A 19,750-nucleotide genomic window follows, 5' to 3' on the forward strand; every position below is an offset into this window, starting at 1 on the left:
GATGAGTGAAGCCCGGACGGGGCGGGAGACCGCCTCCGACGCTGAAGCCCTGCGCGCTGCGCTTGGCGACTTCGTGAGCGATATCAACGCGATGAACGGCGAAGTGAAATCAAAGCTGCAACAACATGAAGAGCGACTGACCATGCTGGACCGCAAGACGATGACTGCCCACCGCCCCCTGCTTGCCGCGGGGGCTCCGGAGGTTCCGCACAAGAAGGCCTTCAACGCCTACCTGCGTTCGGGCGATGACGACGCGCTGCGCGGGCTGCAGCTGGAGGGCAAGGCGCTTTCGAGCGTGGTGGCGGCCGATGGCGGCTACCTGGTGGACCCGGAGACGGCCGACACCATCAAGAGCACGCTCTCGGCCACGGCCTCGGTCCGGGCGATTGCCAATGTGGTGCGGGTGGAGGCGACCTCCTTCGACGTGCTGATCGACCACACCGATGCCGGTGCGGGCTGGGCCACGGAAACGGCCACGAGCGGTGAGACGGACACGCCGCAGATTGACCGCATCACCATTCCGCTGCACGAGCTTTCGGCGCTGCCCAAGGCGAGCCAGCGGCTGCTGGATGACAGCGCTTTCGACATCGAGGGCTGGCTGGCGGGGCGCATTGCCCACAAGTTTGCCCGCGCCGAAGCCGCGGCCTTCGTTTCAGGCAACGGCGTGGACAAGCCCACGGGCTTCTTGACCCATTCAGTGGTGGATGACGACAGCTGGGCCTGGGGCAGCCTGGGCTATGTGGCAACGGGGGTGGACGGCGATTTCGACTCGCTGAAGCCGGCCGATGCCATCGTGGATGTCGTCTATGCGCTGGGGGCGGAATACCGCGCCAATGCGACCTTCGTGATGAACTCCAAGACGGCCGGCGCGGTGCGCAAGATGAAGGACGCCGACGGGCGCTTCCTGTGGTCGGACGGCTTGGCGGCGGGCGAGCCGGCGCGGCTTATGGGCTACCCGGTGCTTGTGGCCGAGGACATGCCCGACATCGGCACCGATGCCACGGCGATTGCCTTCGGTGATTTCGCCGCCGGTTACACCATCGCCGAACGCCCGGATCTGCGCGTGCTGCGGGATCCCTTCTCGGCCAAGCCGCATGTGCTGTTTTACGCCACCAAGCGCGTGGGCGGCGATGTGAGCGACTTCAAGGCGATCAAGCTTCTGAAGTTCGGCGTGGCCTGATCCGTGAGCTTTCCGCCCGTGCCTGAGGGTGGGAGCGGAAGGGGTGGGGCGCGCGCTGGGGCACGGCTTTTCGGAGCCGATGCGCGCGCCCATTGGGCCGGGAGTGCCGGTCTGGGGACGATGTTTCACAGTTTTGCGCCGCGCGGCGGCCAAGGGGAGAGGGCAAGAGGATGAAGCTTTCGGAAGTGACGGCCATCGCCGATGCAAATCTGCCGCTGGCCGGGTTTCGCGAGTTCCTGCGGCTGGGCACTGGCTTTAGCGATGATGGGCTGCAGGATGATTTGCTGCTGGCCTGTTTGCGGGCGGCGCTGGCCTCGGTGGAGGCGCGCACGGGCAAGGCTGTGTACGCGCGGGAGTTCATTTGGGTGACAAATGGCTGGCGGGCGCTTGATGCGCAGTGCCTGCCGGTGGCTCCGGTGTCGGCGCTTCTGGAGATGAACGTTCGGGATAGGACGGGGGCTGTGGAGCCGGTGGATCTGGCGCGTTTCGCCCTTGTGCAGGACATGCAGCGCCCGCGCCTTGAGGCGGTGAGCGGCAGCTTGCCAAGCATTCCGACAGGCGGGCAGGCGGAGCTGCGCTTCACGGCGGGGTTTTCACCGGCCTGGGCTGAGCTGCCCGCCGATCTGCGGCAGGCGATCTTTGCGCTGGCCGCTTTCTTCTATGAAAACCGCACGCCCGATGGTGGCGGCGGGGCCTGGCCTACGCAGGTGAACGGGCTTCTGGCCCCTTACTTCACGGTGCGCCTCTTCGGGGGGAATGCGCAATGAAGCCGCCGGTTCTGAACCGCCGCATGGTGCTGGAAAGCCCTCTGCGCACGGCCGACGGGGCCGGGGGCTTCACTGAAAGCTGGGCCGAGGAAGGCGTGCTTTGGGCATCCGTCAAGGCGCGCAGCGGGCGGGAGCAGGGCGCTGTGGCGGGGCCGCTGTCCACCCAGCGGCAGCGCATCCTTGTGCGCGCGGCGGCTCCGGGCAGCCCGGCGCGCCCCAAACCGCACCAGCGCTTTCGCGAGGGTGGGCGGATTTACCTGATCGAGGCGGTGAGCGAGGCCGAGGGGCCTGGGCGCTACCTGATCTGCGAGACGCGCGAGGAGACACAGGCATGAGCTACGCAACCGCCACGGCGCTGCAGGAGGCCGTCTATGCCCATCTCACCGCCGATGCCGCCTTGGCGGCGCAAGTGGGCGGTGCGATCTACGACACGCCGCCCCAGGGCGCGGTGCCGCCGCTCTACGTGTTGCTGGGGGAAGGCGAGGTGCGCGATGCCTCGGACGCGCAGGTCTCGGGCAGCCGCCACGATCTGCTAATCCGGGTGATCGGCGAGGCCGGGGGGTTTCACGCGGTGAAAGCGGTGGCGGGCTCCATCACGGACCTGCTGCAGGATGCGCCGCTGAGCCTTGCGCGCGGGGCGCTGATCTCGCTGCGGTTTCGCCGCGCGCGGGCCTTCAAGAGCGGCAGTGGGCAGCGGCGGCAGGTGGATCTGCGCTTTGTGGCGCGCATCGAGGATACGGTCTGAGGAAGGCCGGTTAAGCAACTGACAAGACTGGAGATCTGGCCATGGTAGCCCAGAACGGCAAGGACATGTTGATCAAGCTCGACCTCACCGGGAGCGGGCAATTCGAGACCATCGCGGGGCTGCGCGCCACGCGGCTGAGTTTCAACGCCGAGACGGTGGATGTGACGAGCCTTGAAAGCCAGGGGGGGTGGCGTGAACTGCTCTCCGGCGCAGGAGTGAAAAGCGCGGCCATTTCGGGCGCGGGGGTGTTTCGCGATGAGGGCACCGACGAACGCACGCGGCAGATCTTTTTCGACGGCGAGACGCCCGATTTTCAGGTGATCATCCCGGATTTCGGCGTGGTGCAGGGGGCGTTTCAGGTCACCGCGATCGAATATGCCGGCAGCCACAATGGCGAGGCGACCTATGAGCTGTCGCTGGCTTCGGCTTCGGCGCTGAGCTTTACCGCGCTCTGATGGCGAACCCCTGGGCCGGAGAAGTGGCGCTGGTTGTCGATGGGCAGGAGCACATCTGCAAGCTGACGCTGGGCGCGCTGGCCGAGCTTGAGGCCGCGCTTGGCGCAGGCAGCGTGCTGGAGGTGGCGCAGCGTTTTGAGAGCGGTGCCTTCGCGACGCGCGACATCCTTGCGGTGCTCGTGGCGGGGCTGCGCGGCGGGGGCTGGCAGGGCACTGCGGAGGCCTTGCTGGGGGCCGAGATTGCCGGTGGCCCGGTGGGCGCGGCGAAAGTGGCTGCCGAGCTTCTGGCGCGGGCCTTTGGAGCCGGACCAGACACCGGTGCTGGGGATGGCTGAGCCGCAGGGGCTGGACTGGGCGGCGCTCTTGCAGCTTGGCCTGCGGGGGTTGGGCCTTCGGCCAGCAGACTTCTGGGCGCTGACGCCCCACGAGCTGCGCCTGATGGCGGGGCTTGGTGTATGCGCGGGCCCGATGGGGCGCGACGGGCTGGAGGCGCTGCGGGCGCTCTACCCGGATGCAACGGACGCCGAACCTGAGAAAGGGTGCACAGATGGGCGATGAGATCAGCGGGATCGACACGTTCGAGGATCAACTGGACGCGCTGGAGGCGACGCTGGGTGGCGTGGCAACCGTGACGGGCATCTTCGGGGCCGAGCTGGAGCGGGTGCGCGGCAGCATCGGCGCGGCAGGCACGGAAGCTGGCACGCTGTCGCGCAGCCTTTCGGGCGGGTTGCGCCGGGCCTTTGACGGGCTGGTTTTCGACGGGGCCAAGCTGTCGGACGCTCTGGAGGGCATCGCGCGCTCGATGGTGAATGCAGCCTACAGCGCGGCGATCAAGCCGGTGACGCAGCAGCTTGGGGGCACGATTGCCTCGGTGGTGTCGGGCACGGTTTCAAACCTTCTGCCCTTTGAGAACGGCGCGCCGTTCTCGCAAGGCCGGGTGATGCCGTTTGCCTCTGGCGGCGTGGTGACGGGGCCGGTGGCTTTTCCCATGCGCGGCGGCACCGGGCTGATGGGCGAGGCGGGGCCGGAGGCGATCATGCCGCTGCGCCGGGGTGCGGATGGCCGCCTTGGGGTGGCGGTGAGCGGCGGCGGACGCCCGATCAACGTGGTGATGCATGTGAACACGCCGGATGCGCAGGGTTTTGCCCGCTCGCGCACGCAGATCGCGGCGCAGATGGAGCGCGCCCTGAGCCGTGGCGCGCGGTTCCGGTAGGACAAGGAGAGCGAGATGGGGTTTCACGAGGTCAGATTTCCGGCGAACCTGAGTTTCGGCTCGGTCGGCGGGCCGGAGCGGCGCACCGAGATCGTGACGCTGGCCAATGGCTATGAGGAGCGCAACGCGCCCTGGGCCCATGCGCGCCGCCGTTATGATGCGGGGGTGGGGATGCGCTCGCTTGACGATATCGAGACGCTGATCGCCTTCTTCGAGGCGCGGCGCGGCCAGCTGTTTGGCTTTCGCTGGAAGGATTGGTCGGATTTTCGCTCCGCTGTGCCTTCGAAGGCGATCACGCCCACCGATCAGGTGATCGGCACCGGCGATGGGGTGCGCACGGCCTTTCCGGTGATCAAGGCCTATGCCTCGGGCGGGGAAAGCTACCTGCGGCCCATTCGCAAGCTGGTGTCTGGCACCGTTGTGGCGGCGATCGAGGGCGAGGACCGCCGCGAGGGTGTGGATTTCGAGGTCGATACGGCGGGCGGGCAGATCCTGTTTGACGTGCCGCCGGATATCGGCGTGGCGGTGTCGGCGGGTTTCGAGTTCGACGTGCCGGTGCGGTTTGACACCGACCGGATCCAGACCTCGGTCGCCAGTTTTCAGGCTGGGGACGCGCTGAGCGTTCCCGTGGTGGAGGTGCGGCTCTGATGGCGGTGGATGCGGAGTTTCTGGCGCACCTGCAGGGCGGTGCCACGACGGTGTGCCGCTGCTGGGAGGTGGCGCGGCGCGATGGGCAGCGGTTTGGCTTCACCGATCACGATGAAGACCTTCAGTTCGAGGGGCTGACCTTCAAAGCGCGCAGCGGGCTTGCGCCGGGCGCTTTGCAGCAATCCACCGGGCTCTCGGTGGACAATGCCGAAGCGATGGGGGTGCTGTCGGATGAGGCGGTGACGGAGGCCGATCTGCTGGCGGGGCGCTTTGACGGGGCCGAGGTGAAGGCCTGGCTTGTGAACTGGGGCGCACCGGCGCAGCGCCACCTGCAGTTTCGCGGCAGCATCGGTGACATCCAGCAGGGCAAGGGCGCGTTTCAGGCGGAGTTGCGCGGGCTTTCGGACTTGCTCAACCAAGTGCAGGGGCGCAGTTATCAGAAGCGCTGCGGCGCGGTGCTGGGGGATGCGCACTGCGGGGTGGATCTCGGCTCGCCGCTGCGGCACGCGGAGCGGGCTGCGGAAGAGGTGTCGGGCAACCAGCGCTTCGCTTTTGAGGATTTCACTGGCTTTGACACTGGCTGGTTCACCCATGGCCGTTTGCGTGTGCTGTCGGGGGCGGCGGAGGGGCTGTCGGCCCGCATCAAGGCGGATCGCTTTCTGGACGGGCAGCGCGTGATCGAAACTTGGGAGGCACTGCGGGCGGAGGTTCTGCCGGGGGATATGCTGCGCCTTGAGGCGGGCTGTGATAAATCCGCGGAGACCTGCCGGTACAAGTTTTCCAATTTCGCCAGTTTCCGGGGTTTTCCGCATATTCCGGGTGAAGACTGGCTTCTGAGCTACCCGGTGCAGGGCAAGAACACTTCCGGCGGGAAGATGGCGCGATGAGCGGGCCGGGGGCGGCGATCGTCGCGGAGGCGCGGCTCTGGCTTGGCACGCCCTATGTGCATCAGGCCAGCTGCCGGGGCGGCGGGGCGGATTGCCTCGGGCTGCTGCGCGGGGTCTGGCGCGGGGTGGTTGGGCAGGAGCCTGCTCCTGTGCCGCCCTACACCGCCGACTGGAACGAAGCGGCGCGCAGCGAGGCGCTGTGGGAGGCTGCGCGGGGGGTGCTTTGTGAAAAGCCGCTGTGCAAGGCCGCGCCCGGTGATGTGCTGCTGTTTCGGATGCGGCAGGGCGGCGTTGCCAAACATCTGGGGCTGCAGAGCCTCACGGGCAGCGCCCCGGCCTTCATCCATGCCTACACGGGCCATGGCGTGATCGAAAGCCCGCTCAGTGCCCCTTGGGCGCGGCGGCTGGTGGCGCGCTTTGCCTTTCCCGACACCTTAGAAACCAAGGAGTGACAGATGGCGACTTTGGCTCTTGCCGCTGTGGGGGCGGCTGTTGGCGGTGCCATCGGGGGCAGCGTTCTGGGCATCTCTGCCGCCGTGATCGGTCAGGCCGTGGGAGCCACGATTGGCCGGGTGGTGGATCAGCAGGTTCTGGGCGGCGGCTCGCAGACGGTGGAGACGGGGCGGGTGGATCGTTTCCGGCTGACGGGCGCCAGCGAGGGGCGCGCGATCCCGCAGATTTACGGGCGGGTGCGGATCTCGGGTCAGGTGATTTGGGCAACGCGCTTTGAGGAGCATGTCACCAAGCGCAAATCGGGCGGCAAGGGCGGCGGGCCGAAGGTTACTACGAAGGACTACAGCTACAGCGTGAGCGTGGCCGTGGCGCTGTGTGAAGGCGAGATCGCGCGGGTGGGGCGTGTCTGGGCGGATGGCACTGAGGTGGCGATGAGCGGCCTCAACATGCGGGTCTATCGCGGCACCGAGGATCAGCTGCCGGATGCGAAGATCGAGGCGGTGGAGGGCACTGGCCAAGCGCCGGCCTACCGGGGGATTGCCTATGTGGTGTTCGAGGATCTGGACATCACCCAGTTCGGCAACCGCTTTCCGCAGTTCAGCTTCGAGGTGCTGCGCCCGGCGCGCGAAGAGGATCCGGGCGGTGAAAGCGATCCGGCGCAGGCGGTGCGCGCGGTGGCGCTGATCCCGGGCACCGGCGAATATGCGCTGGCGACGGAAGAGGTCCATTACCCGCATGGGCTGGGCGAGGCGCGGTCGGCCAATGTGAACACGCCGCAGGACCGGCCGGATTTCCTCGTGTCGATGGACGCCCTGCGCGAGGAACTGCCGGCTTGTGGCTCGGTTTCGCTGATCGTGAGTTGGTTTGGCGACGATCTGCGCATGGGCCATTGCGGGTTGCGCCCGCGCGCCGAGCACACGCTGGCGGAGGGCAAGCCGCAGGTCTGGCGGGTGGATGGCGAGACGCGGGGCAGCATCGGCACGGTGCCTTTGGATGGTGACGCACGGCCTGTCTATGGCGGCACGCCGTCTGATGCCTCGGTGATCCAGGCCATTCAGGAGATCCGCGCCGGGGGGCAGGAGGTGATGTTCTATCCCTTCATCCTGATGGAGCAACTGGCGGGCAATGGTCTGCCGGACCCTTGGGGGCAGGGCGACGAGCAGCCCGTTTTGCCGTGGCGGGGGCGGATCACACTGTCGAAAGCGCCTGGTCAGGCGGGCTCGCCCGATGGCGGCGCGGCGGCGGAGGCCGAGGTGGCGGCTTTTTTCGGGGCCGCGCAGCCGGGGCATTTCAGCACCGGGGCTGACACGGTGAGTTACATCGGCCCGGCAGAATATTCCTACCGCCGGTTCATCCTGCACTACGCCCATCTTTGCGCGCTCGCAGGCGGGGTAGATGCCTTTTGCATCGGTTCGGAGATGCGCAGCCTAACGCAGGTGCGCGGGGCAAGCGGCTTCCCAGCCGTTGCAGAGCTGATCCAACTGGCCGCCGAGGTGCGCGCCATTATGGGGCCGGAGACCAAGATCTCCTACGCGGCGGATTGGTCGGAGTATTTCGGCTATCACCCGGCGGATGGCAGCGGGGATGTCTATTTCCACCTCGATCCGCTCTGGGCGGCGCCAGAGATCGATTTCATCGGGATCGACAATTACATGCCGCTTTCGGATTGGCGCGAGGGCCAGGATCACGCCGATGCGGGGTGGGGCAGCCTTTACAGCCTTGAGTACCTGCGCGCGAATGTGGCCGGGGGCGAGGGCTATGCGTGGTATTACCCCACCGAGCGGGCGCGGCAGGATCAGGCGCGGGTGCCGATCAGCGACGGGGCGCATGGGGAAGATTGGATCTTCCGCTACAAGGATCTGCGCGGCTGGTGGCAGAATGCGCATCACGAGCGCATCGGCGGGGTGCGGCAGGCCGCGCCGACTGGCTGGCTGCCGGAGAGCAAGCCGATCCGCTTCACCGAATACGGCTGTGCCGCGATCCATTTCGGCACCAACCAGCCCAACAAGTTTCTGGACCCGAAAAGCTCGGAATCCGCGCTGCCGCATTACTCAAATGGGGGGCGGGATGATCTGATCCAGATGCAATACATCCGCGCGATGGCGCTGCATTGGGGGGATGAAGCGGCCAACCCGGTGAGCAGCGAATACGGCGCGCCGATGGTGGATATGAGCCGGGCCCATCTCTGGGCCTGGGATGCGCGGCCCTATCCCTATTTTCCCAATTCGCCGGAGGCCTGGAGCGATGGCGAAAACTACGCGCGCGGCCATTGGCTGAACGGGCGCACGGCGGGGCGCAGCTTGGCCTCGGTGGTGGAAGAGATCTGCGTACGCTCGGGCCTTGAGGGGTGCGATACATCGGGGCTCTACGGCTATCTGCGTGGCTATCAGGTGGATCAGATCGGCACCGGGCGCGCGGCCCTGCAGCCCTTGCTGCTGACCTATGGGGTGGATGGGGTGGAGCGCGACGGAGTGCTGTCGTTTAAGATGCGCACGGGCGATGTGGATCACGTGATCGAGGCCGACGCCATGGCGCTGACGGAGGAGCAGGAGACCGCGCTTTCCTTGAGCCGCCGCGCCGATACGGAACTGGCGGGCCGGGTGCGCTTCACTTTCATCGAGGCGGATCGGGATTATGAGGTGCGCAGCGCCGAGACGGTGATGCCGGGCGAAAGTGCCGAGACGGTTTCGGAAAGCGAGGCACCGATCGTGTTCACCCGGTCTGAAGGGCGGGCGCTCACCACGCGGCATCTGAGCGAGGCGCGGGTGGCGCGGGATGCGGCCCGTTTCGCACTGCCGCCCTCGGCGCTGGGCGTGGGCGCGGGCGATGTGGTGGAACTGCCGGGCGCGGTAGGGCGCTACAGGGTGGATCAGGTGCTTGGCTCGGGCGCTTTCGCGCTGGAGGCCACGCGCGTGGAGCCCGCGATCTATCGCCAGCGGATCGAGGCGGATGCTCCCGGTGCGCTGGCTGGGTTCCTGCCTGCGCTTCCCGTGTTTCCGCTGTTTCTGGATCTGCCGCTCATGACGGGCGAAGAGGTGCCCCATGCGCCGCATCTGGCGGTGGCGGCGGTGCCCTGGCCCGGATCTGTTGCGGTGTTCGATGCGGAAACCGATGCGGGCTACCAGCTCAACACCTTGCTGGAGCTTGGTTCGATCATGGGCGTGACGGAGACGCCGCTACTGGCCGCCGCGCCGGGCAGGCGGGATCGGGGTGCGGCGCTGCGGGTGCGGTTTTACGGCGGGGCTGTGTCCTCTGCCGCTTGGGCGCAGGTCTTGAGCGGGGCCAATGCGGTGGCGATTGGCGATGGCACGCCGAAGAACTGGGAGATCCTGCAGTTCAGCGACGCACAGCTTGTGGGCGAGGGGCTCTATGAGCTGTCGGGCCGCTTGCGGGGCCAGTTGGGCAGCGATGCGCTGATGCCGCAGGAGTGGCCCGTGGGCAGCTACGTGGTGCTGCTCGATGGCGCGGCGACGCAGATTTCGCTGGCCAGTTCGGCGCGGAACCGGGAACGCCACTACCGGATCGGCCCGGCTACGCTGGCCTATGATCACCCGGCCTATGTCCATGAAACGGCAGCGTTTTCCGGGGTCGGGCTCAGGCCCTTCGCGCCGGCGCACCTGCGCGCAAAAGCACAGGCCAATGGGGATCTGGCGATCCGCTGGGCGCGGCGCACGCGCATTGACGGCGACAGCTGGGAGGTGCCCGAGGTGCCTCTGGGCGAGGAGAGCGAAAGCTACCTGCTGCGCGTGATGGACGGGGGCACCGTGGTGCGGGAAGAGCCGCTCGCGAGCCCCGCCTACCTCTATACCGCCGCCGCGCAGGCGGCCGACGGGCCGCTGAGCGCTCCGGCGGTGAGCGTGGCACAGGTTTCGGCGCGCTTCGGCGCAGGTTTGTTTACAAGGATCGAACTCGATGGCTGACAGCAAGAGACTCGGGCTGCCCTATCTGGAGGCAGCGCAGGCGCAGAAACATGTGACGGTGAACGAAGGCCTCGCGCGGCTGGATGCGCTGGTGAACCTGACGCTAAAATCGGTGAGCGAAACCGTGCCGCCCACCTTAGTGGAGGAGGGCGATGCCTATGCCGTGCCGGTGGGCGCGGTGAACGACTGGGCTGGGCAAGAGGGCAAGGTGGCGACTTTCTCCAACGGCGGCTGGGAGTTTGCCACGCCGCAGGAGGGCTGGCGCGCCTTCGTGGCCGATACCGCCGCCCGGAGCCTGTTTCACGGCGGCGCATGGCGGGCTCATGCCGTGGCGCGCGCGCCCGGCGGGGCTCAGCTGGGGATGCGCGTGATCGAGTTTGATCACGTGATTGCCGCTGGGGCGACCTCGCAGACCAGCGTCAACATCCCGGCCAATGCCATGGTCTTCGGCCTGACGGGGCGGGTGATGGATGCGATCACCGGCACGCTGGCCGATTGGTCCGTCGGGGTGGGCGGCTCGCCCACGCAGTTCGGCTCAGGCCTTGGCACAGGAGCGGCCTCGTGGATGCGCGGGATGCTGGGCAGCCCGACGACCTATTACAGCGCCATGCCCCTGCTGCTCACCGCCAATGGTGGCGATTTCGCGGGCGGTACGGTGCGCTTTGCCCTGCATGTGTTGGAACTCGGCCTGCCGGACGCCTGACCTCTTGGGCATACGGACGGATGATATCCTTGCGGTGCTCGATTGCCTGCTGGCCGCGCCACCGGAGCTGCGCCGCGCGTTGCGCGCAGAGCTTCTGGCGCGGGCCGTGGAGGCCGAGCGCTACCGGCGCGCGGAAGGGCGCCTTCACCCGGAGTTTGGCGGCGGCAGCCTGATGGCGGCGGCGGCAAGCCTGCGGCAGGGGGCGCGGGTACCTTGGGACTGGGCGCAGCCCGAGGCGCGGGCCGAGGCCATCGGCCTGTTGCAGGCGCTGGGCCCCGCCAGCGGCACGCCGCCCGGCTGACGGAAAAGTGCCTGTCTTCTTTCATCCTGTTTGCTTATACCCTCCATCACCCCTTTGAACTTGGTCGCTTCGGCTTACCTGTTGTAGGGTGAGCGGAGTGAGAAGGAACACGTGATGGCTGAAACACGCACACAGGTGCAACAGGTGGATCCGGTCTGGACCCGGATCCGGGACGAAGCCCATGGGGCGGTGAACGATGAGCCCCTGCTCGGTGGCCTCGTGCACGCCTGTATCCTGCACCACCGTTCGCTGGAGCGTGCGCTGTCCTACCGGATCGCCTCGAAGCTGGCGTCGAGCGAGATGAGCGAGCAGATCCTGCGCGAGATCGCAGATGAGGCCTATGACGCTGATCCGAGCCTCGGTCAGGCCGCGCGCGCCGATATCGTGGCGGTGTTGGAGCGCGATCCGGCCTGCCACCGCATGTTGCAGCCGCTTCTGTTCTTCAAGGGCTTTCAGGCCATGCAGGCCTACCGCGTGGGCCATTGGCTCTGGCAGCAGGGGCGCAAGGATTTCTCCTATTTCATCCAGATGCGCGTCTCGGAATGCTTCGGGATCGACATCCACCCTGCCGCCCGTATCGGGCGCGGGATCATGATCGACCACGCCCATTCCATCGTGATCGGCGAAACCGCCGTGGTGGGCGATAACGTCTCCATGCTGCATTCGGTGACGCTGGGCGGCACCGGCAAGGAAGACGACGACCGGCATCCGAAGATCGAGGATGGTGTGCTGATCGGCGCTGGTGCGAAGGTGCTGGGCAACATCCGCGTGGGCCATTGCTCGCGCATCGCGGCGGGCTCCGTCGTGCTGCAGGACGTGCCGCCGTGCTCCACCGTGGCCGGGGTTCCGGCCAAGATCGTGGGCGAGGCGGGTTGCGATCAGCCTTCGCAGATGATGGATCAGCTCATTCGCGGCTGCCACTAAAGTCTTAGCAAATCAGTGATTTAATGCGGCCCGCTCAGGCGGGCTGCACCGCGCGCGTGTAGAGGTGCCATGTGGTATGGCCCAACACCGGCAGCGTGACGATGAGCCCGAGAAACGCGGGGATCATCGAGGCCAGCACCGTGACCGAGATCACCGCCGCCCAGCCCAGCATGACCACCGGGTTCTCTTTCACCACCTGAATGGAGGTGAGCATCGCGGAGATGAAATCGATTTCCCGATCCAAGAGCATCGGCATGGCGATGACCGTCACCGTGAAGAGCACGGCTGAGAGGAACGCCCCCACACAGGTGCCAATGGCGAGAAAGGTCCAGCCCGGCGGGGTGAAGAAGACGATCTGCAGGAAGCCGTCGAAATCCGAAAAGGAGGAATCCTTGAGGATCAGCGCCAGCCAGAGGCGGATCTGATACATCCAGACCCAGAAGATGAAGAGCGTCACGAAGGCCATCCAGCCCATCTCGCGTTTGCGCTGGTGCGCCATGACGGTGAGGATCTCGCCCCAACCAAAGGCCTCGCCCTTCTGCAGGCGGCGCGACATCTCGTAGAGCCCGGCCGCCGCGAAAGGGGCGACAAGCGGAAAGCCCACGGCGGCGGGGATGATCATCCAGATCTTGCCCAGCGAGGCGAGGCACCAGAGCATGGCGATGCCGAACAGCGCGTAGAACAGGCCGAAGAAACCGCTCATCACGGGCCGCGCGCGGAAATCGGCGAGGCCCTCTTTCAGTGAGGCCGTGATGTCGGCCCATGTCACAGTGTTGACCTCGGGCAGGATATCCCTCGGCGGCGGGACAAATTGGGGCGGGGTCTGGTCTGTGGGCTCTTCTGCCATCTGCTCGGGCCTCCTCACATCGTCGCGCCACATCAGCCTGCAACAGGGCAGCGCAGGGGGCAAGGGGAGGCTTTGCTGTTGCGCTGTGCTTGCGCGCCCTGCAAAGAGGAGCCATGGCACGGCTCATTCTCCTGAACAAACCCTACGGGGTGCTTTCGCAATTCACCGACAAGGGCACGGCAGGTTCCGCGCGGCAGACGTTGTCGGATTTCGTCCCCGTGCCCGGCGTCTATCCGGCGGGGCGGCTGGATCGGGACAGCGAGGGGCTCCTGCTGCTGACCGATGACGGCCGCCTGCAGGCGCGGATCGCGGAGCCCAAGCACAAGATGGCGAAAACCTATTGGGTGCAGGTAGAGGGGGAGATCTCGGACGCGCAGCTTGCCCGGCTTCGGCAGGGGGTGGAGCTGAAAGACGGGCTGACGCGGCCGGCGCAGGCAGAGCGGATGGAGGCGCCGGACGGCCTGTGGGAGCGCGACCCGCCGGTGCGGTTTCGCAAGAGCGTGCCGGATGGCTGGATTTCCCTGACCATCAAAGAGGGGCGCAACCGGCAGGTGCGGCGGATGACGGCCGCCGTGGGTTGCCCGACGCTGCGTCTGATCCGGGCGCAGGTGGGGGAGTGGTCGCTCAGCGGTTTGCAACCAGGGGAGTGGCGCGAGATTGCTGTGGAGACGGCAGAGACAAAGAACAGAGGGCGGCGCCTGCCTGGGCGGGCGCGATAGCGCCTGCCGGGGGCAGGCAGGCGCTGCCCGGCGGTGCCGCCGGGCGGTACATGGGACGGGCGTTACGCCAGCATCACCATCGGGTTTTCCAGATTGTCGACAATGGCTTGCAGCAGTTCCGCCCCGAGCGCTCCGTCGATCACCCGGTGATCCACCGAGAGCGTCACGCTCATCACCGTGGCCACGGCCAAAGCGCCGTCATCGCCCACGACGGGCTGTTTCTTCCCGGCCCCCACCGCCAGAATGGCGGCGTGAGGCGGGTTGATCACCGCGTCGAAATTGTCGATCCCGAACATGCCGAGGTTGGAAATCGCGAAGCTGCCGCCCTGATATTCATGCGGCGCAAGCTTGCGGTCACGGGCGCGGGTCGCGAGATCCTTCATTTCGCCCGAAAGCGCGGAGAGCGATTTCATATCGGCATCGCGCAGGACCGGCGTAAACAGCCCGCCTTCGATGGCGACGGCCACCGCCACATCCGAAGGTTTCAGCTTGAACACGCGATCCCCGGCCCAGACAGCATTGGCCGCCGGCACCGCCTGCAGCGCATTGGCACAGGCCTTGATGATGAAATCATTGACCGAAAGCTTCACGCCCCGGCTTTCGAGCTGTTTGTTCAGCTGGCTGCGGAACGCCAGAAGCGCGTCGAGCTTGATGTCGCGGCGCAGGTAGAAATGCGGGATCGACTGCTTGGCCTCGGTGAGGCGGGCGGCGATCGTCTTGCGCATGCCGTCGAGCGCGATTTCCTCGTAGTCGCGGTCCGCATACATCTTGGCAACCTGATCCGCGCTCGGGCCTGTGGCCGCGGGGGCTGCAAGTTTCGCAGCCTGAGCGGGCGCGGCTGCGGCTTGTGCCGCGGGTGCAGGCGCGGTGGCCGTTGCGCCTTCCACATCGGATTTCACGATGCGGCCATGGGAGCCGGAGCCTGTGATCTGCGCCAGGTCGAGCCCCTTCTGGGCGGCGATGCGGCGGGCCAGCGGGCTTGCGAAGATGCGTTCACCGCTGCTCGCAACGGGGGCAGGGGGAGCGGCCTTCTCGCCGGCCCCTGCGTGGGCCACCTCGGCGGCCGCTGCGGGCCCGGGGGCCGCGGGCGCCTCTGGCTTGGCTTCGGGCAGCGCATCGGCGCTTTCGCCCTCTTCCAGCAGCACGGCGATGGCGGTGTTGACCTTCACGCCTTCGGTGCCTTCCGCCACGAGGATCTTGCCGATGACGCCTTCGTCCACCGCCTCGAACTCCATCGTCGCCTTGTCGGTCTCGATTTCTGCGAGCAGATCGCCCGAGGCGACGGTATCGCCCTCTTTCACCAGCCATTTCGCCAGCGTGCCCTCCTCCATCGTGGGCGACAGCGCGGGCATCAGGATCTCGGTTGCCATATCCGTTTCTCCTTAGCGGTAGGTGACGTGCTTCACGGCGGCGATGACCTCATCGGTCGTCACCAGCGCGAGCTTTTCGAGGTTGGCGGCATAGGGCATGGGCACGTCCTTGCCGGTGAGGTTGATCACGGGGGCGTCGAGGTAGTCGAAGGCGCGCTCCATGATCGTGGCGGAGAGGTGATTGCCGATGGAGGCCACCGGGAAGCCCTCTTCCACCGTCACGCAACGGTTGGTTTTCATCACCGAGGCGATCACCGTGTCGTAGTCGATCGGGCGCAGGGTGCGCAGGTCGATCACCTCCGCCGAAATGCCTTCTTCTGCAAGCTTGTCAGCGGCTTCCAGCGCGTAGCTCATGCCGATCCCGAAGGAGACGATCGTCACGTCGCTGCCTTCGCGCCAGATGCGGGCCTTGCCAAACGGGATGGTGAAATCCTCCAGCACGGGCACATCGAAGCTGCGGCCATAGAGGATCTCGTTTTCGAGGAAGATCACCGGGTTCGGATCGCGGATGGCGCTTTTCAGCAGGCCCTTCGCGTCTGCCGCGGAATAGGGCATCACCACTTTCAACCCCGGCACATGGGCATACCATGCCGCGTAGTCCTGGCTGTGCTGGGCGCCGACGCGGGCCGCCGCGCCGTTGGGGCCGCGGAAGACCATCGGCGCACCCATCTGGCCGCCGGACATGTAGAGTGTTTTGGCAGCCGAGTTGATGATCTGGTCCATCGCCTGCATGGCGAAGTTGAAGGTCATGAACTCCACGATGGGCCGCAGGCCGCCGAAGGCCGAGCCCACGGCGATGCCGGCAAAGCCGTGTTCGGTGATCGGCGTGTCGATCACCCGGCGGCTGCCGAACTCATCCAGCAGGCCTTGGGAGACCTTGTAGGCCCCCTGATATTCGGCGACTTCCTCGCCCATCAGGTAGACCGTCTCGTCGCGCCGCATTTCCTCGGCCATGGCATCGCGCAGGGCTTCGCGGACGGTGGTCTTGCGCATCTCAGTGCCTTCAGGCCAATCCGGCGAAAGATCCGGGGCCGGGGCGGCCGGGGCCGCAGGTGCCGCTGCTGCCGGGGCGCTTGCGGGGGCAGGGGCCTCAGCCGCGGGCGCTGCCGCAGCCGGTACCGCATCGGCGCTTTCGCCCTCTTCCAGCAGCACCGCGATGGGGGTGTTCACCGCCACGCCCTCGCTGCCTTCCGCGATCAGGATCTTGCCAAGGACGCCCTCGTCCACGGCCTCGAATTCCATCGTCGCCTTATCGGTCTCGATTTCGGCCAGGATCATGCCGCTTTCGATCGTGTCGCCCTCTTTCACCAGCCATTTGGCCAGCGTGCCTTCCTCCATCGTGGGGGAGAGAGCGGGCATCAGAATTTCGGTTGCCATCGTGATTACCTCTGTCTCTTCCGGGCCTTAGGCGCTTGCGTAAATGTCGGTGTAAAGCTCGTCGAGACTGGGCTCGGGGCTTTCCTTGGAGAATTCGGCGGCCTCGTTGACGATGGCCTTGATCTCCTTGTCGATCGCTTTCAGATCGTCTTCGCTGGCGTGTTTGCCGCCCAGCAGCAGCTCGCGCACATGCTCGATTGCATCGCGCTCCTCGCGCACCTTCTGCACCTCGTCCCGCGTGCGGTATTTTGCCGGGTCCGACATCGAATGCCCCCGGTAGCGGTAGGTTTTCATCTCGAGGATATACGGCCCCTTGCCCGCGCGGCACTGGGCGACGGCCTTCTCGGCGGCGGCCTTCACAGCGAGCACATCCATGCCGTCCACCGCCTCGCCGGGGATGCCGAAGGCGGCCCCGCGGGTGTAGAGCTCCGGCGTGGAGGAGGCGCGCTGCAGCGAGGTGCCCATGGCGTATTGGTTGTTTTCAATGACGAAAACCACCGGCAGCTGCCAGAGCGAGGCCATGTTGAAGGTCTCGTAGATCTGGCCCTGGTTCGCGGCGCCATCGCCGAAATAGGCGAAGGTCACGCGATCATTGCCGAGGTATTTGTCCGCAAAGGCCAGCCCGGCCCCCAGCGGCACCTGCGCGCCGACGATGCCATGGCCGCCGTAGAAGTGTTTCTCCTTGCTGAACATATGCATGGAGCCGCCCTTGCCCTTGGAATAGCCGCCTTCGCGGCCCGTGAGCTCGGCCATGACGCCTTTCGGGTCCATGCCACAGGCCAGCATATGGCCGTGATCACGGTAGGAGGTGATGCGCTTGTCGCCCTCTTCGCAGGCGGCCTCGATGCCCACCACCACGGCCTCCTGACCGATGTAGAGGTGGCAGAAGCCGCCGATCAGGCCCATGCCATAAAGCTGGCCGGCCTTCTCCTCGAATCGACGGATCAGCAGCATCTCGCGGTAGTAGGCGAGCAGATCGTCCTTTGAAACATTGGGCTTTTTCGTGGCTCTCCGGGCAGACATGGGGCCTCCTCCTGCGGGGATACGCATTTAGTTTAGTGTTAAACAATGAGTAGCGTATCGCCTGCGCTGAAGCGAGGCTTTTTGCCCGGATCAGGCGGTTTGGGCGGGGATCAGCGGATCACGATCTCGTCGCTGCGCACGTAGCCGAGCACTTCGCGGGTCTGCTCGTCCAGCAGGTCCACATCGAGGTAGTCGTCAGAAAGGCGGTGCGTCTTGTTCTCATAGGCGGCCACCTGGGCTGAGATTTCGTCCAACTCCGAACGCAGCATATCCGCCTCCGCCTCAATCTGGACACGGCGGAACACGCCGTAGTCGCCCTGGATCGCGGCGAAGATGAAATAGCTTCCCGTCAGGAAGGCGAGCGAATAGAAGATCGCGCTGCCGACGGAGGTGCGTTTCGGAGTGGACGTCATCTGCCTTAGCCTCTGTGCGGCCTCTTTAGCGGGCCGCTGAAGACACAATGCCACAAGTGATTCGCGGTGTGAATCCCGAAAACACAAAAAGGCGCATTTTCTTTTTATTACAGGCTTTTCTGCGGGTAAGCTCCGGTGAAAGCGGGAGGGAGGATGCCGCTATGACGGGTATGGATAAGGCCGGGATTCCGGGCGCTTTGGCACCAGACAACCAACCGCCTGCGCGGCCTGCAGGCAACCTCGTGACACAGGATGTAGGGCTTTGCGCATCGCTTGGGGCCAGTGCTGGTGGTCTCGTTCAGCTTGGTGCTTGGCTCGACAGCCCCGAAGCGCGCGAGATGGCATGGGAGGCCAATCGCTTTCCGCCAGAGCTTCACCTCTTTGATCGCGGCGGGCGGCGGTTGGATGAGGTGCGGTTCCATCCCAGCTATCACGGGCTTCTGGGCAACGGGCTTGAGGCCGGTTACGCGGCCTGCGCGTGGGAGGGGGCGGGCGATGGGCACCAGACACACGCCGCGATGGTCTACCTCTTCTCGCAAGTGGAGCCCGGTGTTTGCTGCCCGATGACGATGACCTATGCGGCCTTTCCGGCATTGGAAGGCAGCTCTGCGGCGGCGCTCTGGCAGCCGCGTCTGGAAGCGCGCGCCTATGAGGCGGAGCTGAAGCCCATCGCCGCCAAGGGCGCGGCCACGCTGGGCATGGCGATGACGGAGAAGCAGGGCGGCTCGGACGTGCGCGCCAATGTGACCCGCGCGGAACGGGATGGCGAAGGCTATCGGCTCTATGGTCATAAGTGGTTCTGTTCCGCGCCGATGTCGGACGGGTTTCTCACGCTGGCGCAGGCGGCGGGCGGGCTCACCTGTTTTCTGGTACCGCGCGTGCTGCCCGATGGCAGCCGCAACCGGATCCACCTGATGCGGTTGAAGGAAAAGCTCGGCAACCGGGCCAATGCGAGTGCGGAAATCGAGTATCACGGGGCCTATGCCGAGCGGATCGGGGAAGAGGGCGAAGGCGTGCGCGCGATCATCCGCATGGTGCACCACACGCGGCTCGATACGGCGCTGGCGCCGGCGGGGCTGATGCGCGCGGCGCTCACGGAGGCCCATTGGTGGTGTGCCCATCGCAGCGCCTTTCAGAAGCTCCTGATCGATGCGCCCCTGATGCGGCGGGTGCTGGCGGATCTGAGCCTCGATCAGGAGGCCGCGCTGGCCTTGGGGATGCGCGTGGCGCGGGCGTTTGATGGCAAAAGCTCGGAGGAGGCCGCCTTCGCGCGCATCGCGGTGGCGGTGGCCAAGTTCCTGAACAACAAGCGCTGCGTGAACGTGATTTACGAGGCGATGGAGTGCCTTGGGGGCATGGGCTACACCGATGATACGCCCTTGCCGATGCTCTACCGTGAAGCGCCGCTGAACTCGATCTGGGAAGGCTCCGGCAATGTGATCTGCCTCGACATCCTGCGCACGCTTTCGCGGGACAGGCTGGCGGGCGAAGTGCTCTTGGCGGAGCTAGAAGCCGCGCGGGGGCGGTTTGCTGCCTATGATGCAGCGTTGGATGGCGTGGTTTCGGAGCTAAAAGCGGGCGTGCCGGAGGCAGAGGCGCGGCGTTTTTCCGAGCGGCTGGGGGATCTTCTGGCGGCTTGTGCGTTGATGGTTTCAGGGCCAGAGGCCTTGGCAGAAAGCTATGTAAAACGGCGGCTTAGCGGTGCGGGGCAGGTCGCCGGGAGTGTGGCTGGACTGGCGGAGGAGGAGATTCTGGCGCGGTGGGTTTAAGTGTCTGTTTCGCCCGGCGGGCACCGCCGGGCAGTG

The 19,750-nt window shown here is 66.3% G+C and carries 22 protein-coding genes; 17 read left to right on the forward strand and 5 right to left on the reverse strand.

The window, feature by feature from the left end; translation table 11 throughout:
* The first annotated feature begins 1 nt into the window (after position 1).
* The 15 genes from KVX96_RS08500 to cysE all read left to right on the forward strand — a co-directional run bounded on the left by KVX96_RS08500 (position 2) and on the right by cysE (position 12,196).
* Positions 2-1,180: a phage major capsid protein gene (locus tag KVX96_RS08500; RefSeq protein WP_261193941.1), complete on the forward strand. Its 1,179-nt coding sequence runs from the start codon at positions 2-4 to the stop codon at positions 1,178-1,180.
* Between the two features lie 170 nt (positions 1,181-1,350).
* On the forward strand, positions 1,351-1,947 hold the full coding sequence (locus KVX96_RS08505; protein ID WP_261193942.1) for a hypothetical protein: 597 nt from the start codon (positions 1,351-1,353) through the stop codon (positions 1,945-1,947).
* Entirely contained in the window at positions 1,944-2,282 is a 339-nt protein-coding gene (locus KVX96_RS08510; protein WP_261193943.1) for a head-tail adaptor protein, read from the forward strand. Before KVX96_RS08505 ends, KVX96_RS08510 begins: the two co-directional genes overlap by 4 nt.
* Positions 2,279-2,692: a DUF3168 domain-containing protein gene (locus KVX96_RS08515; protein WP_261193945.1), complete on the forward strand. Its 414-nt coding sequence runs from the start codon at positions 2,279-2,281 to the stop codon at positions 2,690-2,692. Before KVX96_RS08510 ends, KVX96_RS08515 begins: the two co-directional genes overlap by 4 nt.
* A 41-nt stretch (positions 2,693-2,733) precedes the next feature.
* On the forward strand, positions 2,734-3,147 hold the full coding sequence (locus KVX96_RS08520) for a phage major tail protein, TP901-1 family (protein WP_261193946.1): 414 nt from the start codon (positions 2,734-2,736) through the stop codon (positions 3,145-3,147).
* Positions 3,147-3,482, forward strand: a complete 336-nt coding sequence (locus KVX96_RS08525; RefSeq protein ID WP_261193947.1) for a gene transfer agent family protein — start codon at positions 3,147-3,149, stop codon at positions 3,480-3,482. Before KVX96_RS08520 ends, KVX96_RS08525 begins: the two co-directional genes overlap by 1 nt.
* The gene (locus KVX96_RS08530) at positions 3,475-3,705 is read left to right on the forward strand and encodes a rcc01693 family protein (RefSeq protein WP_261193948.1); all 231 of its coding nucleotides are present in this window, start codon (positions 3,475-3,477) and stop codon (positions 3,703-3,705) included. The genes KVX96_RS08525 and KVX96_RS08530 overlap by 8 nt, the downstream gene beginning before the upstream one ends.
* Positions 3,695-4,360: a phage tail tape measure protein gene (locus tag KVX96_RS08535; RefSeq protein ID WP_261193949.1), complete on the forward strand. Its 666-nt coding sequence runs from the start codon at positions 3,695-3,697 to the stop codon at positions 4,358-4,360. The genes KVX96_RS08530 and KVX96_RS08535 overlap by 11 nt, the downstream gene beginning before the upstream one ends.
* Positions 4,361-4,375: 15 nt before the next feature.
* Positions 4,376-5,008 carry a DUF2460 domain-containing protein gene (locus KVX96_RS08540; RefSeq protein ID WP_261193950.1) on the forward strand — a complete coding sequence of 211 codons (633 nt, stop codon included), beginning with the start codon at positions 4,376-4,378 and terminating at the stop codon, positions 5,006-5,008.
* Positions 5,008-5,895, forward strand: a complete 888-nt coding sequence (locus KVX96_RS08545) for a DUF2163 domain-containing protein (protein WP_261193951.1) — start codon at positions 5,008-5,010, stop codon at positions 5,893-5,895. Before KVX96_RS08540 ends, KVX96_RS08545 begins: the two co-directional genes overlap by 1 nt.
* Positions 5,892-6,347: a peptidase gene (locus tag KVX96_RS08550; protein WP_261193952.1), complete on the forward strand. Its 456-nt coding sequence runs from the start codon at positions 5,892-5,894 to the stop codon at positions 6,345-6,347. The genes KVX96_RS08545 and KVX96_RS08550 overlap by 4 nt, the downstream gene beginning before the upstream one ends.
* Positions 6,348-6,350: 3 nt before the next feature.
* Positions 6,351-10,268, forward strand: a complete 3,918-nt coding sequence (locus tag KVX96_RS08555; protein WP_261193953.1) for a glycoside hydrolase/phage tail family protein — start codon at positions 6,351-6,353, stop codon at positions 10,266-10,268.
* A complete protein-coding gene (locus KVX96_RS08560) occupies positions 10,261-10,971 on the forward strand; it encodes a DUF2793 domain-containing protein (protein WP_261193954.1) in 711 nt (236 codons plus the stop codon). The genes KVX96_RS08555 and KVX96_RS08560 overlap by 8 nt, the downstream gene beginning before the upstream one ends.
* A 4-nt stretch (positions 10,972-10,975) precedes the next feature.
* Positions 10,976-11,272 carry a hypothetical protein gene (locus tag KVX96_RS08565; protein ID WP_261193955.1) on the forward strand — a complete coding sequence of 99 codons (297 nt, stop codon included), beginning with the start codon at positions 10,976-10,978 and terminating at the stop codon, positions 11,270-11,272.
* 114 nt (positions 11,273-11,386) lie between these two features.
* The gene (gene cysE, locus KVX96_RS08570) at positions 11,387-12,196 is read left to right on the forward strand and encodes a serine O-acetyltransferase (protein WP_261193956.1); all 810 of its coding nucleotides are present in this window, start codon (positions 11,387-11,389) and stop codon (positions 12,194-12,196) included.
* Between the two features lie 34 nt (positions 12,197-12,230).
* Here the strand turns inward: cysE and KVX96_RS08575 are convergent, their stop codons facing one another.
* Complete coding sequence (locus KVX96_RS08575) at positions 12,231-13,043, reverse strand: DUF2189 domain-containing protein (RefSeq protein WP_261193958.1); 813 nt, start codon at positions 13,041-13,043, stop codon at positions 12,231-12,233.
* Between the two features lie 113 nt (positions 13,044-13,156).
* Here KVX96_RS08575 and KVX96_RS08580 point away from each other — a divergent pair, with 113 nt between their 5' ends.
* Positions 13,157-13,762: a pseudouridine synthase gene (locus KVX96_RS08580; RefSeq protein WP_261193959.1), complete on the forward strand. Its 606-nt coding sequence runs from the start codon at positions 13,157-13,159 to the stop codon at positions 13,760-13,762.
* A 62-nt stretch (positions 13,763-13,824) separates the two neighbouring features.
* Here KVX96_RS08580 and KVX96_RS08585 read toward each other — a convergent pair whose 3' ends face one another.
* The 4 genes from KVX96_RS08585 to KVX96_RS08600 form a co-directional block, all read right to left on the reverse strand.
* On the reverse strand, positions 13,825-15,132 hold the full coding sequence (locus KVX96_RS08585; RefSeq protein WP_261193960.1) for a pyruvate dehydrogenase complex dihydrolipoamide acetyltransferase: 1,308 nt from the start codon (positions 15,130-15,132) through the stop codon (positions 13,825-13,827).
* 12 nt (positions 15,133-15,144) lie between these two features.
* Entirely contained in the window at positions 15,145-16,509 is a 1,365-nt protein-coding gene (locus KVX96_RS08590) for a pyruvate dehydrogenase complex E1 component subunit beta (protein ID WP_261193961.1), read from the reverse strand.
* A 27-nt stretch (positions 16,510-16,536) separates the two neighbouring features.
* Positions 16,537-17,532 (reverse strand): pyruvate dehydrogenase (acetyl-transferring) E1 component subunit alpha, encoded by a 996-nt coding sequence (gene pdhA, locus KVX96_RS08595; protein WP_261193962.1) that lies wholly within the window; start codon positions 17,530-17,532, stop codon positions 16,537-16,539.
* Positions 17,533-17,642: 110 nt separating this feature from the next.
* Complete coding sequence (locus tag KVX96_RS08600; protein WP_261193963.1) at positions 17,643-17,945, reverse strand: FtsB family cell division protein; 303 nt, start codon at positions 17,943-17,945, stop codon at positions 17,643-17,645.
* A gap of 161 nt (positions 17,946-18,106) precedes the next feature.
* Here KVX96_RS08600 and KVX96_RS08605 point away from each other — a divergent pair, with 161 nt between their 5' ends.
* Positions 18,107-19,714, forward strand: coding sequence for an acyl-CoA dehydrogenase family protein (locus tag KVX96_RS08605; protein ID WP_261193964.1), 1,608 nt, complete (start codon positions 18,107-18,109; stop codon positions 19,712-19,714).
* Positions 19,715-19,750: the final 36 nt, after the last annotated feature.

It is taken from the genome of Pseudoruegeria sp. SHC-113, from assembly GCF_025376885.1.
Classification (GTDB): Bacteria; Pseudomonadota; Alphaproteobacteria; order Rhodobacterales; family Rhodobacteraceae; genus Pseudoruegeria.